The organism is Corynebacterium pilosum DSM 20521 = CIP 103422 (genome assembly GCF_000373805.1).
GTDB lineage: Bacteria > Actinomycetota > Actinomycetes > Mycobacteriales > Mycobacteriaceae > Corynebacterium > Corynebacterium pilosum.
Window position 1 is genome coordinate 129,144 of record NZ_KB892467.1, and the last position, 16,751, is coordinate 145,894.

General features: G+C 63.0%; 11 protein-coding genes and 1 tRNA gene. 3 read left to right on the plus strand and 9 right to left on the minus strand.

Annotation, left to right across the window (positions count from 1 at the left end; genetic code table 11):
- Positions 1–2: 2 nt before the first annotated feature.
- A complete protein-coding gene (gene acpS, locus B097_RS0109085) occupies positions 3–383 on the minus strand; it encodes a holo-ACP synthase AcpS (RefSeq protein ID WP_018582214.1) in 381 nt (126 codons plus the stop codon).
- Positions 383–9,154 carry a type I polyketide synthase gene (locus tag B097_RS0109090; RefSeq protein WP_018582215.1) on the minus strand — a complete coding sequence of 2,924 codons (8,772 nt, stop codon included), beginning with the start codon at positions 9,152–9,154 and terminating at the stop codon, positions 383–385. Before B097_RS0109090 ends, acpS begins: the two co-directional genes overlap by 1 nt.
- A gap of 293 nt (positions 9,155–9,447) precedes the next feature.
- Between B097_RS0109090 and B097_RS0109095 the strand changes: the two genes are divergently transcribed.
- Entirely contained in the window at positions 9,448–11,292 is a 1,845-nt protein-coding gene (locus tag B097_RS0109095; RefSeq protein WP_018582216.1) for a BCCT family transporter, read from the plus strand.
- 44 nt (positions 11,293–11,336) lie between these two features.
- On the opposite strand, the gene B097_RS0109100 is transcribed toward B097_RS0109095, so the two are convergent.
- Positions 11,337–11,418, minus strand: a tRNA-Leu gene (locus B097_RS0109100).
- A 124-nt stretch (positions 11,419–11,542) separates the two neighbouring features.
- On the opposite strand from B097_RS0109100, the gene B097_RS0109105 reads away from it, so the two are divergent.
- Both B097_RS0109105 and B097_RS0109110 read left to right on the plus strand, forming a co-directional pair.
- Complete coding sequence (locus tag B097_RS0109105; protein WP_018582217.1) at positions 11,543–11,986, plus strand: hypothetical protein; 444 nt, start codon at positions 11,543–11,545, stop codon at positions 11,984–11,986.
- Positions 11,987–12,002: 16 nt separating this feature from the next.
- Complete coding sequence (locus tag B097_RS0109110) at positions 12,003–12,365, plus strand: DUF3817 domain-containing protein (RefSeq protein ID WP_018582218.1); 363 nt, start codon at positions 12,003–12,005, stop codon at positions 12,363–12,365.
- Positions 12,366–12,371: 6 nt separating this feature from the next.
- Here the strand turns inward: B097_RS0109110 and rdgB are convergent, their stop codons facing one another.
- From rdgB to B097_RS0109140, 6 genes are all read right to left on the minus strand, one after another.
- Entirely contained in the window at positions 12,372–12,974 is a 603-nt protein-coding gene (rdgB, locus tag B097_RS0109115; protein WP_018582219.1) for an RdgB/HAM1 family non-canonical purine NTP pyrophosphatase, read from the minus strand.
- Positions 12,968–13,699: a ribonuclease PH gene (rph, locus tag B097_RS0109120; protein WP_018582220.1), complete on the minus strand. Its 732-nt coding sequence runs from the start codon at positions 13,697–13,699 to the stop codon at positions 12,968–12,970. The genes rdgB and rph overlap by 7 nt, the downstream gene beginning before the upstream one ends.
- An 18-nt stretch (positions 13,700–13,717) precedes the next feature.
- A complete protein-coding gene (locus tag B097_RS0109125; protein WP_026254424.1) occupies positions 13,718–14,488 on the minus strand; it encodes an MBL fold metallo-hydrolase in 771 nt (256 codons plus the stop codon).
- 71 nt (positions 14,489–14,559) lie between these two features.
- A complete protein-coding gene (murI, locus tag B097_RS0109130; protein WP_018582222.1) occupies positions 14,560–15,387 on the minus strand; it encodes a glutamate racemase in 828 nt (275 codons plus the stop codon).
- A 10-nt stretch (positions 15,388–15,397) separates the two neighbouring features.
- Positions 15,398–15,871 carry a MarR family winged helix-turn-helix transcriptional regulator gene (locus B097_RS0109135; protein ID WP_018582223.1) on the minus strand — a complete coding sequence of 158 codons (474 nt, stop codon included), beginning with the start codon at positions 15,869–15,871 and terminating at the stop codon, positions 15,398–15,400.
- 178 nt (positions 15,872–16,049) lie between these two features.
- A complete protein-coding gene (locus tag B097_RS0109140) occupies positions 16,050–16,748 on the minus strand; it encodes a rhomboid family intramembrane serine protease (protein WP_081618041.1) in 699 nt (232 codons plus the stop codon).
- Between the last annotated feature and the right edge of the window lie 3 nt (positions 16,749–16,751).

A 16,751-nucleotide genomic window follows, 5' to 3' on the forward strand; every position in this document is an offset into this window, starting at 1 on the left:
AGCTAGTCCTGCACGAGGCAGACCGCTACGGCATAGTCCCCGTCGTGGCTAATCGATACTGACTGCGCCACCGGCGCCACCGCCGCGACGTGGCCTGAAAGCTGGATCGCCACCCGCCCGAAGCGGTCGGCGACCACCTCGATCTCGGCGAAATCCACGTGGTCCGGCTCAATAAGCGGCGGGCGGCCGTAGATGGACTGGCTCCACGCTTTGATGAAGGCCTCCTTGGCGGCCCACCTGCCGGCCAGGTGTTCGGCTCGGTCGGGTTTGGTGGCGGCCAGGCGCAACTCGCGGGCGGTGAACACGGCCTCAAACGTTGACCCGGGTACAGCAAGTTGCTCCCGGAACGCTGAGATGTGCACCATGTCCACGCCCACGTGCATTATTGCTTGCCTCCCAGGGTCAGTACGCCGTCGATCAGCCGGGCGGTATCGTCGAGAAGCACTGCCGCCTCCAGCTCCTTGCCTCCGCCGCCTAGGTTACGGTCGGCGGGTCGCTCATACAAAGCCTCGCCGCCATGAATGGCGTCCGCGATCCGCGCTAAGCCCTGTGCTTCACGACGACGCGCCTGCCGCTCCCAGCCGTCCGCATCCAATCCGGCGTTGCGTAGCGCCGACAGGAATGCAGCCGGGTGCACTACTGCCACCAGGGCGGAGACGTGGCCGAAGCCCAGTGAGGTCACCAGACCTGCCTTGGCGACCAGCTCGAGTGGTTCGCGCAACCAGACCATGTGCGCGTCCTTGCGCAGCGCCGGGTCGACGCAGTCGAGGGAACGGTTGGCCGGCACCACGCCGCTGCGCAGCACCTGGGTCAGCCCGACCAGCTGGAAGGCCGCCGCACCACCCTTGGCATGACCAGTCAACGTCTTCTGCGAGATCACGAACAGCGGGTTGCCCTCTGCGCGCCCCAGGGAGGCGGCGATGCGCTCGTGCATGTCGGACTCGTTGGGGTCATTGGCGTTGGTGGAAGTGTCATGCTTGGACACGATCGCGATCTCATCGGGGCTCACATCCAGTGCAGCAAGGCTCGTCGCTAAGCGCGACTGCCTCCCGCCACGTGCTGCCCCGAGCGCACCCAAGCCCGGTGCGGGGATGGAGGTGTGGGCGCCGTCGGCGAAGGATTCCGCGAACCCGACTACGCCAAGCACCGGCAGGCCCATCTCATAGGCCACCCGGCCGCGCGCAAGGATGAGCACGCCGCCGCCCTCGGACTCGATGAAGCCGCCGCGGCGCCGGTCGTTGGCGCGCGAGAAGTAGCGATGCTCGATGCCCTTGGCCTCCATGGAGGCGGAATCGGCGGTGGCGTTCATGTCGCCGAAACCGGTAATGCCCTCCACGGAGAGGTCGTCGATTCCGCCGGTGACCACCACGTCGGCCTTGCCCAGGCGCAGCTTGTCCACGCCTTCCTCCACGCTCACCGCGGCGGTGGCGCAGGCGGCAACTGGGTGGATCATCTGGCCGTAGCCGCCCACATAGTCCTGCATGATGTGCGCGGCCACCACGTTCGGCAGCGCTTCCTGCAGGATGTCGTTGGGGCGCGGTTCGGCCAGCAAGCCGTCGATATACAGCGAGCGCAGCGATTCCACCCCGCCCATGCCCGTGCCCATCGTCGAGGACACACGTGCAGGGTGCACCGCCCCTAGCAGCTCAGCGGGGCTGAACCCGCTGGAGAGGAACGCGTCGACGGTGGCCACCAAGTTCCACAGAGCCAGCCGGTCGAGGTTGTCGATCATATCGGCCGGGATGCCCCAGCGCGCCGGATCGAAACCTTCAGGCACCTGACCGCCGACAAAACGGCTCATCGCAACACGTCGCGGCACGCGCACCGGGGTTCCCGCCTTGCGCGTGACGACGAACTCCTCGCCCTGTGCCACCGCCACCGTGTTCTCGGGGTCGGAATCCACAAAGGTCTGCGCGGTGTCGCGGTCGGCGACCGTGAACGAGAGATCGCGCTCCAGGTAGATGGTGGTCAGCTCTGGTGCGAGGTTGTCCACCATGTGGAAATCATCGTGGTACTGGCGCACACCCACCCGGGCCAGGACATCGTCGTGAAGCACCTCGTAGAGGTCCTCTTCGGCGATCTCGTTGCCGTCCTGGTCCAGCCAGCCATTGTCGTAGGTGATCAGGCCCATCGACCAGGCAAGTTCGGTCACACCGGCAGCACTCAGCCCGCCGAGCTCGGCTTCGAAGCGAGTGCGCGAGGAGCCGTAGGGTCCGACTTCCGCGGCACCCACGATGACGACCATGTCGTCAATGGACTGCTCCACGTTGAACTCAGGCTGCGTCCACTCGATCGGCGCGGGCACGTTCGGCAAGGCCTTCACGGTCTCTGCCTCGTGCTTGTCGACGACTACCTCTTCCGCCTCGAGCGCGGTGAGGTCAATATCGGCCTCACCTAAACCACCAGTGAAGTCCGCCACCACCGGGGCCTGGGCGGCGTGAGTACGCACGTCCTCGCTGATCTGACTGATCAGCTTGTCGGCGATCTCCTCGGTAGAGTACGTGGTCACGCCTTCGGCTTCGACGGCTGCGACAAGCGGATCGTTGCCACCCATCAGGCCTGTGCCGCGCACCCAACCAATCAGTGCGTGGACCAGGCTTGTGCGCTCGCCCCACACCTTCTCGGCGTGCCAGCGGGTCACCACCGCGTCGAGTGCGGCCTTGGCTTCGCCGTAGGCACCGTCGCCGCCAAAGCGACCACGGTTCGGGCTGCCCGGGAGCACCGCGTGGAGGCGGTTGTTCACGTTGGTGTCCGAGCCTAGGGCCGATAGCCCGGCGATGAGGCGTTCCACCGACCACAGCAGCAGGCGCATTTGTGCTTCGGCGGCAGGGCCAGCGTCGGCAAGCGATCCGGTCACTCGCGGCGCAGCAAACGGGAAGAGCAGGGTGGGCACCAGCGCGGGCTTGGTGATCTTCTTATCCGCGCCCACGATCTCCGACTGCTCCGAGCCGATCCATTCGATCAGCTGGTCCAGGTCCCCCATGGCCGACAGGTTCGACGGTACCACCCACAGCTTTGCGGTGCCGCGGGCGTGGGTGCGGTAGAGCTGCTTATAAAACTCCAGGCGCGCATGCCCCAGGTTCGAGGTGGTGGCAATCACGGTGGCCCCGCCTTCCAGCAGCTTTCCTGCCACGGCGGCACCGATCCCGTTCGGGGAGGCACCGGTGAGCACGGCCACGTCGGCGGCATAGTCCAGCGGGCGCATATCACGGGCCTGGGCGGCTTGTTCGGTCTTGCCGTAGTGCTCGGCGATCAGCGCCACGGCTTCGCCAGCACCGGTGACATCAACATCGAGTCCGCGGGCAATGTCTTCGCGCGCGGTGGCCCAGCGGTCGTCGATTAGCACGGCCTCGCGCGCGTCGAAACGCGGCGCAACCTGGCGCGGCCAATCCGAACCAAGCTCGCGGGTGACCAGGTCGAGCAGGTTGTCATCGCTGTCCTCGAAGGTCTCCGCTGCGACGTGGTCGTGGCCGAGGCGGCGCAGCAGCTCACGCGCGGTCTCCGCCAGCACGTCCTCCTGCCCCGTCAGCTGCTTCGCGAATTCACCCAGCGCGGCCGAATCGACCACACCACCGGCGTTTCCTGCCTGCGGCAGGGCCACGGACAGTCCGCGAGAGGCGGCGACGGCCTCGACAGCGGCGTCGATCAGCGCATCCAGATCGCTTGCCGACGATACCTGCGGCAATGTTGCCAGCTCACCACCGCGCAGGGAGGCGCCTTCACGGGTGCCCATCACAATGGCGGCGGTGACGTGGTCTACCCAGCCGGGGCCGAGCTCCCACGTGCCGGTGACGCGCTCGGCGATATAGGCCGGTTTCTTACCCGCCGGCCCGGTGATGCGGCGCAAAGAATCTGCCACGGTATCGCCCAGGACTGGGCCGAAGGCGGTGTAGCCCTTGGCCATCTTCGTTACGGTCGCCTTCAGGTCATCAAGCTCAGCGTCGGCGGCGCCATCGATGGCGCCTAGGCCGAATTCCACGCCCAAGTCGAGCAGAAGCTGATTACGCCTGGACGACACACCCTCCACCAAAGTTTCGATGGAGTCGGTGGTGCCCATCTGGTCTGGGCGCACCTTCGTCCACACACTGATGAGCATTTCGGTGGCATCGGCCGGGGTGAAGGTGATGTCCGCCGGACGTTCTTGCTGCTGCCCAGCTGGCGCGGCAGGTGCCGCCTGCATTGCAGGCGTGCTCGGTGTTTCTGAGGCTGGCGCAATCTCTTCAGACGGTTCTGCCTCGTCCTCTGCCGCAGCCGGGATATCGCGGACGAACTCGTCGGTAGCAAAGACTGCGGCGCGGTCGCGCTCCACGTTGAGCACCGTAATCTCGGTGCCGGCAAACTTCGGCAGGGCCAAGGTCTGGCCCAGCATATTGGCCAGCGTTGGCGAAGCGCCCACGCCCACCTCGACGAAGCGCTCCACACCCAGGCTGGTCAGCAGCAGTTCCTGGGTTTCAATCCACCGCACAGGCGACGCGAACTGCCAGGCCAGAAGCTCAATCAGCAAGGTACGGCCCAGTTTGACCGGATCGGCGGCAGCGGCATCGAAGTCCGCCAGGATCTCTGCGATATATGGCGAATCGACCACCTCGGCGATCGACTCTGCAAATTCGCGCGTCAGCTCAAAGGGGCGCGCAACCAGGTTCGGGATGTACTGCCCCACCAACACGTCGAGGTCGACGTCCTGCGGGATCAAGGAATCAAGGTGGTCGCGGAAATCATCCACACCGCCGAGCAACTTGGAGGAGTGGAAAGGCACGTCGATGCCCGGGATCATCACCAATGCTTGACGGCCCGGCCCGCGGGTCTCGGCATCGTCGGCAAGCGCGCGCAACCCAGCCAAAGTGCCAGCTACGGCGTACTGGCGGCCATCGATGTTGTAGTTCACGATCTCCAGGAACTCGCCGGTGCGCTCCGAGAGCTCAGCCACGTAGGCCTCAACATCATCACCGGACAGGCCCATGCGGTACGGGCGCAGGGCGGCCAGCGCGTAGTTGGACACGCCCTCGTCGTTACGCTCCACAAGGCGGTGCATGGTGAGACCGCGGCGGTACACGAGCTCGACGACGGCCTCCAGCGACAGCACCTCCGCGTAGGCGGCCAGGGCGTTGTACTCGCCGACGGAGTGGCCGGCGAAAAACGCCTCCGAATTCAGCACGCCCGCTTCGCGCATTTCGGCAATCTGTGCGCAGCCCAGCGTGGCCATCGCGACCTGCGTGAACTGGGTCAAGAACAGCGCGCCATCTGGGTGGTGGAAAGCCTCGCCGTCCACCACGACCTCCGGCGGGTTGTTTCGCACGATTTCCAGGATGGAAAAGCCCAGCGCGGTGCGCGTGTGGCGGTCGGCGCGGTCCCACACAGCCCGGGCGGCAGCACTGGAGCTGTAGGCGTCCATGCCCATGCCCTGGGACTGGATACCCTGGCCCGGGAAGCCATAGAAGGTGGTCGGCGCGGCCATCACTGCGGTGGCGGTGACAGCCAGTTCGCCGTCGGCGGTCACGGTGACGGTGCGGACTTCCTCGCACCCCGGCCGGTTATCGATGCCGGTGCGCTCCACCGTCACCTCCAGCTCAGCACCCGGCGCGATCGGGGCGAGCATGGTGGCGGTGTATTCGACCACGCGCCCACCTGCCTCAGCCGCCATGAGCTGCCCGATTGCGCTGGTCCACATGCCGTGAACGATCACACCAGGCAAGCCGGCCAGCTGCGCTGCGGCATCGGAAACGTGGATGGGGTTACGGTCCCCGGAAACAATGGCGAAAGGCACCAAGGATTCCGGCGCAGACAGTTGCGCGTAGGAGCGGTGAGAGTGCGGGGCTTCGCTCACGCTCGGCAACACCGACACGTTGGCGTTGGTGTCGGCGGTGGCGGACCCGGCACGCCCTCGGATGGCGAAACGCTCCGTCAAGGTTGCCAGTTCCTCGCCATCGGCGGTGATCTCGGCGCGTACGACGACAACGCGGCCCAGCTCGGTATCGGAGACATCGTCGGCACGCGCGCTGACCTGCAGGCTCGCGGTGTCGGGCATCTCGCGCAGCATGGTCAGGTGGTGCTCAAGGTGGACCAAAGACAGCATGCCTTCGACAACCAAGCGATCGGTGCCTGGGATGCGCGCGTCGGCCACGGCGGCGAAAATGGCCGGCCAGGCCTTCCCGACCAGCACATCGGGCGCTCCCCCACCCACGCCAGGCAGGTAGCCGGCAGTCACATTGTCGTAGTCGGCGCGGTGCGCAGCACTCAGTTCGGCGCTCCAGGACGCGACGCCATCGGTGACAGGTGCGAGTTCGCCACCTGCGGCAACCCGTGTGAGTTCCAACATGGCGCGTTCGGCCTCGTCGGTAGTGACGATGGGGCTAAACGCTGGGTCGCGGGGTGCTTCGATCCGGATGCGCAGCTCCGCCTGGCCCACGTTGACGATGGCATCTGCATGCGTCTCGTCGACGTCGACAAGCTCACCCAGCTCAGCGAAACGGTTGGCTTGCTCACGGCCCGCCCAGTTCAGCGACGGTGCCGCGGCAATGCGCTCAGATGCGGTGCGCTTATCGACGACCGGCTGCTCCTCCGCTGCATCAACGCCCGCCTGTTCAAACCGAGCCAGAAGTTCGGCGACGGGCTCGTCGACACGCTCAATGCCATCAACAGCGACGATGCCAGGGATGATGCACACCCCGTCCGCATCAAAGCGATTGTCGTGCGCCTGCCAGAGACTGTCCGTACGGAAACTGCGGCGCACATCAGCACCGATCTCCTCGACGAAGCCCACCGGCTTCCCGGGACGGCGGCACAGAGCAATGAACCAGTCCTGATCGGAAGGAGTCAGCGTGGTTGTCGCCGCGTTGGGATAAGCGGCCAGCAGCTCGTCGATAAGCGACCCTGGCTCCACATCGGCATCTGCGGTGACGGCGGGAACAAACTCGCCGTGATCCAGCGGGTGCAAGCGGGTCTCAGCGCGCGCGAGCATGTCAGCAAAACGGGTGTACCACGTGCGGTCGACCCAACCATCCAGGTAGGACAGCTCCGCGTAACGACGAAGCCACTCCTCATACGTCATCTCATCGGTATCACCGAAATAAGGGCGGCAGGTATGCGACAACGCCTCAACGATCTCATCCTTGTGCTCTAAGGCGCCCTCCGCATCCCCGACGAAACGGTCCAGCAGGCGGCCTGCGCGCGCCCAGGAATTATCGATCTCATAGAGGTCCGCACCCAACTGGCTCAGAGCCGAGGCCATACCGTCGCGCCCCTGGCCCTGGCCCACCCAGCCCTCGATCCCGCGGGTCTCGGCCAGCAGCTGCTTCACCGAATCAGAAGCCGTGGACTCCTTCGTCGCCATAGCCGCGGTGCCAACGAGGATCCCGTCGACAGGCATCGCCGGCAGATCATAGCGCTTCGACCACGCGCCCGTCAGATACTCCGCTGCAGCCTCCGGGGTACCAATACCGCCGCCGACGGCCAACACCACGTTGTCACGAGCTCGAATGTCCTCATACGTGGCGATTAGCAGCTCATCCAGGTCCTCCCACGAGTGGTGACCGCCCGCCTTACCCCCTTCGACCTGGACGATGATCGGGGTGTCCGGAAGATCGTCGGCCACCTGCAAAATCTTAGAAATCTGGGCGACTGCACCCGGCTTAAACGCCACCCACGGGAAACCCTCATCGCGCAAAGTGCGCACCAAAGCCACCGCGTCCTCGTGCGGCGGAATGCCAGCCGAAACCACAATCCCGTCAACCGGCGCACCATTCGCGCGGGCCCGCGGGACAAGACGCTTGCCCTCAATCTGCATACGCCACTGCTGCGGATTCAAAAACATGGCGTTAAACTGGGCATTCGCGCCGGGCTCCAGCATGTCATTCAGTCGCTCGAGGTTCTCACCGAGGATCTCGTCAGTGACCTGGCCACCACCGGCCAGCTCTGCCCAGAATCCGGCGTTTGCTGCCGCTGCGACGATCGCCGGATCAACGGTGGTGGGGGTCATGCCCGCCAGCAGGATCGGGCTGCGCCCAGTGACCTCAGTAAAACGGGTCTGCAGGCGATCGGCCCCGCCCCGAGTGACCACGCGCGGGGCGAAATCGGAGTACGGGCGCGGGCGATGCGGGGCAAGGCCGACATCAAAGAGCTGTGCCTGCCCCTCCACATCGTCCACGGCCAACACACCGATGCCCAAGCCTGCGGTATTGGCGCGCGTCAACGCGGCAGCCCCACCCGCCGGCCCAAGCTCCAAGACCCAGGCCACCTGCTCGTCGGCAAGCGCGCGCGTCTCCTCTACCCAGTCAATCGGGTTGACCAACACGTGCTGGGCAAGCTCGCGGGCCAGCGCCTCGTCGATACCCGCAGCTCCCGCCCATTCCACGACCTGATCGGCGGCAGCCTGCATCTGCGGGTGGTGGAAAGCCGCCTGCACACGCAGTTGATTCAGCGACGGGGCGAAGGGGCGGCCGCCGCGCTCCTTCGCATCGACGGCCTTCTTGTCTGCATCCGCGGTGGCCTGCAGGCGCGCCGAGACCAGCTCAATCTCGGCGGGTGTACCGCACACCACAAAAGAATCGCGCGTATTGCGCAGGCCGATTACGACATCGGTGCCAGCCAGTGCTTTTTCGATGTGCTCGCGGCTGGTCCGGCCCACGGCCAGCATGGGCGAGGTCTCTGCGGCCCGAATCAGGCCGGTGGAACGCGCGGTACGCGTCATTGCCGCGCCGATCAGCTGGGCGATCGCCAGCACCTCCGCCGGGTTGTTCTCGAGGGCTGCTACGGCCAGCACGCCCTGGGAATGGCCAATCGCCGCGGCACGCGCGTCAACGTCGAAGCCTTGGCGTTTCAGCGACTCCAGCACCGCCAGTTGAGCCACAAGAATGCCGGGCACGCTGACCGCGGCGTCAGTGGTATCGCACGCAGGAGGGGTGTCGGCCCACGCCAATGGGTCAAAACCGTGGGGATAGAAGGCGGCCAGCTCGTCGTTAAGCGGAGCGAGCAGCTCGGCAGTACCTGCGACGATCTCAGACAGCGGCGCGGTGACCCCCGTGGCCAGCGCTGTGCTCAGTGTATCCAGCCACGAGAATCCCTGCCCCGAGAACGAGAGTGCAAATCCTGCACCGCCTGGTCCTTCTAGTTGGCCGATCAGGCGGTCGTCGCGTTGGTTGCTGCTCAGATCGTTCACGTGGAGCTCTCCTCTTGGTGGGGTGGTCGAAGACGGACAAAGGCTAGGTTTCTAGGTTTAAGGCCCAGCACATAAGTTGAGGGAACCGTCGTCTTTTGCTTTGGCGCAAAACACTACCCGCTTCCCGTCCCTAAGTCATTTCGCCTAGCTAACAAGTTCAGGGTTTAGTGCCTTCATCGTAATTTCGCCTCCTTTGGTTACACCACAGGGTAACCTAACCATGCACTTGTAATTTTTCGAAAGTTTTTCCTATGGCAAATATGAAAAGACGAGCCCACGACGTTGTTTCGTCCATGCAACAATATCCACATTCGATCCATCCGGCGATCGTCCCCGGCGTGTCTATCGAAGATCAAAAGGTCCGGTACCGGATCGACATTCCGATTGTCACCATCGTTGGACTTCTCATCATTGGATTCGTCGCCTGGGGCATCGCCGCCCCAGACCAAGTCTTCGAAGTCTCCAGTGCCGCCCTGAACTGGGTGATGGTCAACCTGGGGTGGATTTTTACCTCCCTGGCCGCCTTCCTCATGTTCTTCCTGCTCTTCCTGGCGGTCTCGAAGTACGGAAAAATCCCGCTGGGCCTCGACAATGAGAAGCCGGAGTACTCCACCCTGTCGTGGGCCGCGATGCTTTTCGCCGCCGGTATCGGCATCGGCATCATCTTCTTCGGCCCTTTTGAACCGGCCACCTACTACTTGTCGCCGCGGCCCGGCGCCTACGAGCCCGCCTCCGAAGAAGCCATCACCGGCGCGCTGGCACAGTCGGCCATGCACTGGGGCATCAACGCCTGGGCCATCTACGCGATCGTGGGGCTCAGCGTCGCCTACGTTTCTTATCGACGAGGGCGTGTGCCTTTGATGAGCTCCATTTTGACGCCACTGTTCAAGAATCCTTCGTCGAAAAGCGTGCCTGCCCGCATCATCGACTCCCTAGCGATCATCGCCACCCTATTCGGCACGGCCGCATCTCTAGGCATCGGCGCCCTGCAGATTTCGGCCGGCGTCGAGGTGGTCTCGGGCTGGTCGCCAGAAGGCAACGCGCTGGCGCTGGGCATCATCGTCATTTTGACCATCGGCACGATTGTCTCGGCGGTCTCGGGCGTGGCGAAAGGGATCCGCTGGCTGTCGAACATCAACCTGGTTCTGGCCGTTGGGCTGGCTGTGTTTTTCTTTGTCGTGGGCCCAACAGCGTTTCTGGCCAACGTTTTGCCGGCGACCATCATCGAATACATCGGCTCCAGCCCCGAGATGCTGGCGGCGAACATGGCCCAGGGCGAAGACATGCAATCCTTCCTCTCCAGCTGGACCACCTTCTACTGGGCCTGGTGGGTGTCCTGGTCACCATTTGTGGGGGTCTTCGTCGCAAAGATCTCGCGCGGACGCACCATCCGGCAGTTTGTCTTCGGCGTGCTGTTCATCCCGTCGGCGATCATCGTCTCAGCCTTCGTGCTGCTGGGCGGAACGACGATCTGGCTGCAGCGTGAATACGGCACCATCGCACCCGACGGCACTGCTGAGAGCCTACCGGCCCCGGAGCACATCTTCTTCCGCGTACTCGAGCAACTGCCTGGTGCGGAGATCGTCGCGCCAATCGTGATCATCATGCTGGCCGTCTTCTTCATCACTACGGCCGACTCCGCATCCCTGGTCAACTCCCAGCTGTCTCAAGGCGGCGACCCGAACCCGAAGAAATGGGTCACCGCGTTCTGGGCCGTGTGCATGGCTGGTATTGCCGTGGTCATTCTGCTCTCCGGCGGCTCCAACGCACTGCAGGGGTTGCAGAACTTCATCACCGTCACGGCACTCCCCTTCGCCGTGATTTTGATCGGCATGTGCGTGGCTTTGGTAAAGGAACTGCGCAATGATCCATTCGTGATCAGGAACCAGTTTGCCCGGGCCGCCGTGTCCAACGCGGTGCGCTCCGGCGTGCAGAAGTATGGCGATAACTTCCGTATTCCCGTCGAGGAAACCGACGCGGGCTCAGAGTATGCAGCCGGTGCCGACTTTGACTCCACCGCCGAGGAACACACGGAGTGGTACACGCGTACCGACGAAGACGGCAACCCCGTCGAGTTCGACTATGAAACCGGTGAATATATCGAGGAAGCCGGAGAGACAGACGCCACCAAGGATTAAATAACAAATGGGCCCATCCATATGGATGGGCGCATTTTATGCTGTGGGCCTGGGGAGACTTGAACTCCCACGTCCGAAGACACTGGAACCTAAATCCAGCGCGTCTGCCAATTCCGCCACAAGCCCGAGGCTGCGATCTAGTGTACATGCCATACTGCCCCACCAAAAATCGAGACATACCAGCACGGATTCTACAACTTTTGGAGGAATTGCTAGACTCGCTGGTGTGAGTGAGACAGTGAGTGAATCAATGGAGGAACACCTGGACGATGGGCAGGACCCTGCCCCCAAGCGCCAGAAGATCAAAATCAAGGCGTGGCACGTCATCCTGCTCGTTCTTGCCGTCATCACCACAATACTTTTGGCCTGGTGGCAATGGACCCGCTTCCAGTCCGGCACGGGCACCTTCCAAAACTTAGGCTATGCACTGCAGTGGCCCTTGTTCGGCTTCTTCTTCGTCTATGCCTACAGGATGGGCATCAAGATGGAGAACGAGAAAATCGAAGCGGAAAACGCGGTCGACGACTTGGACTACCTCTACCAGGCCGACTTGGAAGAATTCGGTGACGCAGACGGTGAGCCGGCCATGACGGAAATCGACGAGGATTTCCTCCCCTCACGCCCCGAGATCGACGTGGCCGAATTCAACGCTCTCAATCAACCACGGCGCGGCCGCAACACTGACGAAGACTGACGAAGAAAGTTCCTACATGACAACAGCAAACCAACCCAAGATCCACCCTGAGCGCAAGCGTCGCGTCAAGCAGGCCTTGACGCTTTTCTCTATCACCGCGTGGGTCACCGGCGTCATGCTCTTGCTCCTAGTCATCCGCATGGTGATGGAATACATCCTGCACATGGACGTGGGCGCGCTGAACTGGGTCGCCATTGCCCACGGCTGGTGCTACCTGTTCTTCTTCCTAGCTGCACTCAACCTGGGGCTCAAGGCGCGCTGGACGATGCCACAGTGGGTGGTCACCGTGCTTGGTGGCGTGGTGCCATTCCTCTCCTTCTTCGTCGAGAAATGGCGCCGCGACGAGGTGGCCACCAAGTTCCAGCTCAACCAGTCCTAAGGGCCACTAGCCAGCTAGTGCCGCGATATGCGGAGCTAGCTTAGTCAACGCCTGCTTCCTATGGGAGCGGGCGTTTTTCTCTTCTGCGCTCAGCTCCGCCGACGAGCGCCCAGGGGTATCGGCTGGCTCGAACAGCGGGTCATAGCCGAAACCGTTGTCGCCGCGTGGTTCGTCGAGAAGCGTGCCCTCCCACCGGCCCTCAGCGACAAACTCCTGCCCGTCGGGAGTGACCAGGGCGCAGCACGAGACGAAGGCGCAGTCACGCACAGCGATATCGTGCATTTGGGCAAGCAGCAAAGAGTTGTTGGCGCCGTCATCGCCATGTGTGCCCGACCACCGCGCGGAGAGCACCCCAGGCATCCCGCGAAGCGCTTTGACGACGAGGCCGGAGTCATCCGCCACACACGCAAGGCCCGTGGCACGAGCGCCCGCGCGCGCTTTGATCAGGGCGTTGTCCTCGAACGTCAGCCCATCTTCGACGGGTTCGTCATAGGGTGCAACGTCACGCAGCGAGACAAGTTCCACGCCCGTGATGTTCTGGTCGATAAGGACCTGCTCCAACTCACGTAACTTCTTCGCGTTGCCGGAAGCAACCAGGATTTTTACCATCCCAACGCTGCCTTTTGGGCGGCGATCAGCTCCTCGCAGCCAGCCTGGGCCACGTCGAGCATCTCATTGAGTTCCTTGCGGCCGAACAGGCCGTGCTCGCCGGTGCCCTGGATCTCAACGAAGTTACCGCCCTCCTGCATGACAACGTTGAGGTCCACCTCTGCGCGGGAATCCTCCTCGTAGGGCAAGTCGAGGCAGACGTGGCCGTCGACGATGCCCACAGAGATCGCGGCGATCGGGTCCAGCAGCGGCTCGCCGGGGACGACGCCACGTTCCTTGAGCACGGCAATGGCGTCAGCAAGTGCCACATAGGCGCCAGTGATGGACGCGGTGCGAGTACCGCCGTCGGCCTGCAGCACATCGCAGTCCAACTGGATGGTGTTCTCGCCAAGCTGGCTCAAATCCACGGCGGCGCGCAGTGCACGGCCCACTAGCCGGGAAATCTCATGCGTGCGGCCCTTGACCTTGCCCCGCATGGATTCGCGGGGCATGCGCTCGTGGGTGGCTGACGGCAGCATCGCGTACTCGGCGGTCAGCCAGCCCTCGCCGGAATCCTTCTTGAAGCGGGGCACGCCCTCCTCCACGCTGGCGGTGCACATCACGCGGGTGTTCCCGAATTCCACCAGCACTGAGCCGGCTGGGTTATCAGTAAAACCGCGGGTGAGGCGGACGGCGCGGAGCTGGTCTAGATCGCGCCCATCGGCGCGGGTAAAAGTATCAGTCATAGCGCCCAGGGTACCCGCCTAGACGTTGAACTCCATGCCGGGCTCGGCGACAATAACTTCACCATCAAACTGGGCGGCGGCAGCGGCGGCGGTGTCCTTCTTGCTCACCCACGGCTGGATATGCGTGAGCACCAGCGTCTTCACTTCTGCGTGCGCTGCCGCCAGGCCGGCTTCCTCACCGGACAGGTGCATGCCCTCTGGGCGGCCTTCTGCGGTGGGGCCCCATGCGGCCTCGCAGAGGAGGATGTCAGCGCCACGGGCGGCGTCGACAAGCGCGGGCGTGTAGGCGGTGTCGCCCGAATAGGTGATGACGGCACCAGTCGCAGGTTCTTCCACACGCAAAATGCGTGACCCCGCGGCTGGGTGTTGTGCGGGATATGGCGTAATCGTCAGGTCGCCCAGGATCTCGCGCTGCCCATCCACCCACGGTGCGAAGGCGAAAGAATCGGAGATGTCGTCGAAGTCGTCGGGGCCGTCAGCGCCCATGCGCCCAAAAAGTTCGGGGGTGTGAGCGGGCCCAAACATGAGGTTGCGTCCCTGCGAGGCGTGTTCCGGGTGGTAGCGGCGCCAGACCATCAGCGACACGAAGTCGGAACAGTGGTCCGCGTGCAGGTGGGAGAATACCGCGTGCACGTCCGATGGGTTTTCTTCCTCAATCAGCTTGGCCAAGGAGCCAGGTCCGAGATCCATGACCACGCTTGGTGCATTGTCGACGCTAAGAAGGTACGACGAGCCGGGGTTTCCCGGCGCCCCGAGCGAGCCCGAACAGCCCAGAATTGTCAACTTCATATAGTTACTGTCCCATGAATTTCCCATTTATGACAGATAAAACACCAAAATGGGCGAAATTCGGGTTCCTTTCAGCTTGGATCGGCGTGGTTGATCGTCGGCAAGCTCGGCCCTAAAAAGCGTTCTGCAAGGTGAGAGAAGGTGGCGGGGTCGCCCGTCGATTCAAAGCTACGGACAGGGGCGTGCTCAGGGTCGGCGAACATGTCTGCCTCCGTCAGCACGCGCATGACATCCTTGGTGGTCTCTTCGGCGGAAGACACCAACGTCACATGATCGCCGATGGCCAGCTGGACCACGCCGGACAACAGCGGGTAGTGGGTACAACCAAGCACGAGCGTATCGACGCCCGCGGCCTGCAAAGGCTCTAAGTAGCCCTCAGCGACACCCAGAATTTGACGGCCGGAAGTAATCCCCCGCTCGACGAATTCGACGAAAAGAGGGCAAGCAACCGCGGTCACGTCCACATCCGGGTTCAGTGAGAAGAGATCCTGGTAAGCACCAGATTTGATAGTTCCCTCCGTGCCAATCACGCCGACCTTGCCGTTGCGGGTGGTTGCCATCGCGCGGCGCACAGCGGGCCGAATCACTTCAACCACCGGGATGCTGTACCGCTCCCGCGCGTCATGCAGGAACGCTGCGGTAGCGGTATTGCAGGCGATGACGAGCATCTTGCACCCGCGTGCCACGAGGTCGTCGGCAATGCGCATGGCATGGCTGCGGACCTCGGCGATCGATAACGGGCCATAGGGGCCGTTCGCGGTATCCCCCACATACAGAATGGATTCGCCCGGAAGCTGCTCCATCATTGCGCGTGCGACGGTCAAACCGCCGACGCCGGAATCAAACACCCCAATGGGCGCGTTACGATCAGGTTGCGGAGAGGAAGAAGAGGGACTCACGCGCACGATCCTACGCTGCGTGCTCCGAGTTCATCGCATCGACGATCTTGGCCATGGCAGAAGACATAGCGCGACTCTCTTCCTCAGTCAGGTTGTCGAAGACGAGGCGACGAACCTGGGAGACGTGACCAGGGGAAGCCTTATTCACAGCTTCCCAACCCTCCTCGGTGAGCTCCGCCAATGTGGAGCGGCCATCATTCGGATCGGGCACGCGCTCGACGTAGCCCTTCTTCTCCAGGCGGGTGATCACGCGCGAGAGGTGGGACAGGCTCATGTCCGATGCCTCAGCGAGTTCGCTCATGCGCAGCGAGCCCTCGTCGGTAGCGGCGATATTGATCATTGCGTAGAAGTCAAAATGGCTGATGCCGGCATCCCGCTTCAGCTGCGCATCGAGCTTCGTCGGCAGGCCAACATAAAACGACCACACGTTTTCCCAGGTCTCATTTTCTTCCTCGGTGAACTTCGGATTCATCTTCTCAGTCATAGGAAATATGATACGCGACAACTTAAGAAAATAAACTTAGGAACACTTAGATACGCCCAAGCAATCCCCCCTGACAGCCGCCCAAACTGGGACTATTAAACTTTATTCATACTCTTAAATACCCCTTAGCAGAGAAATCTTCTTAGTTTCCTAGGCAACTGCCAGGAACCTGCCTGGACTACCGTTCCAATTTCTTCCGCTGTCGTCGAGCCTGCAATGCAGGAGGATCATCCGAGGTAATGAATACGCCTGCAGCCAGCCCGCCGAGCGCTCCAAACAGGTGCGCCTGCCAACTGACACCCGGAGTTCCCGGCAGCACTCCCCAGACCAGGCCCGAATAGGAAAACCCAAGGATAACGCCCAAGAGGATCTGCCGGAATGAGCGGTTAAAGATGCCGCGGATCAGCAGGTAGGCCAGCCAGCCGTACACCAAACCCGACGCGCCGATATGGTTCGTGCCTATTCCGCCGAACATCCACACGCCTGCCCCACCGACGACCGCGGCGATCAGCGTGACCTCCCAGAACACACGGTGACCCGAGTATCCGATGATGAAACAGAAAATCGCGCCAGGCACCGTATTGGAGATCAGGTGTTCCCAACTGCCGTGCAGCAACGGCGAGGTGAACACGTTGAGCAGGGACGAGGGGTCCAGGGGGTGGATACCAAACGCGATCAGGCCGCCACCAAAGAAGAACATGTTGATGATGTGGACCGCCCAGATCACCACCACGTAGCCGATGGCGTAGCGCAGCCCGGTTCTGAAGCCATAACTGCGCGCGTGACGGACAGCGGGCTGGCGCTGCCGTCCCAACGGTGCTCCGGAGCTGGGTCGCGGGGGCTGGGAAGAATATGGAGAGTACTGGTAGTTAGTCATCCC

What these genes read in the sequence shown, in the direction of transcription:
- acpS (WP_018582214.1), bottom strand. Translation starts at nt 383, where the DNA reads ATGCACGTGGGCGTGGACATGGTGCACATCTCAGCGTTCCGGGAGCAA.
- B097_RS0109095 (WP_018582216.1), top strand. Translation starts at nt 9,448, where the DNA reads ATGCAACAATATCCACATTCGATCCATCCGGCGATCGTCCCCGGCGTG.
- B097_RS0109105 (WP_018582217.1), top strand. Translation starts at nt 11,543, where the DNA reads ATGGAGGAACACCTGGACGATGGGCAGGACCCTGCCCCCAAGCGCCAG.
- B097_RS0109110 (WP_018582218.1), top strand. Translation starts at nt 12,003, where the DNA reads ATGACAACAGCAAACCAACCCAAGATCCACCCTGAGCGCAAGCGTCGC.
- rdgB (WP_018582219.1), bottom strand. Translation starts at nt 12,974, where the DNA reads ATGGTAAAAATCCTGGTTGCTTCCGGCAACGCGAAGAAGTTACGTGAG.
- rph (WP_018582220.1), bottom strand. Translation starts at nt 13,699, where the DNA reads ATGACTGATACTTTTACCCGCGCCGATGGGCGCGATCTAGACCAGCTC.
- B097_RS0109125 (WP_026254424.1), bottom strand. Translation starts at nt 14,488, where the DNA reads ATGAAGTTGACAATTCTGGGCTGTTCGGGCTCGCTCGGGGCGCCGGGA.
- B097_RS0109135 (WP_018582223.1), bottom strand. Translation starts at nt 15,871, where the DNA reads ATGACTGAGAAGATGAATCCGAAGTTCACCGAGGAAGAAAATGAGACC.
- B097_RS0109140 (WP_081618041.1), bottom strand. Translation starts at nt 16,748, where the DNA reads ATGACTAACTACCAGTACTCTCCATATTCTTCCCAGCCCCCGCGACCC.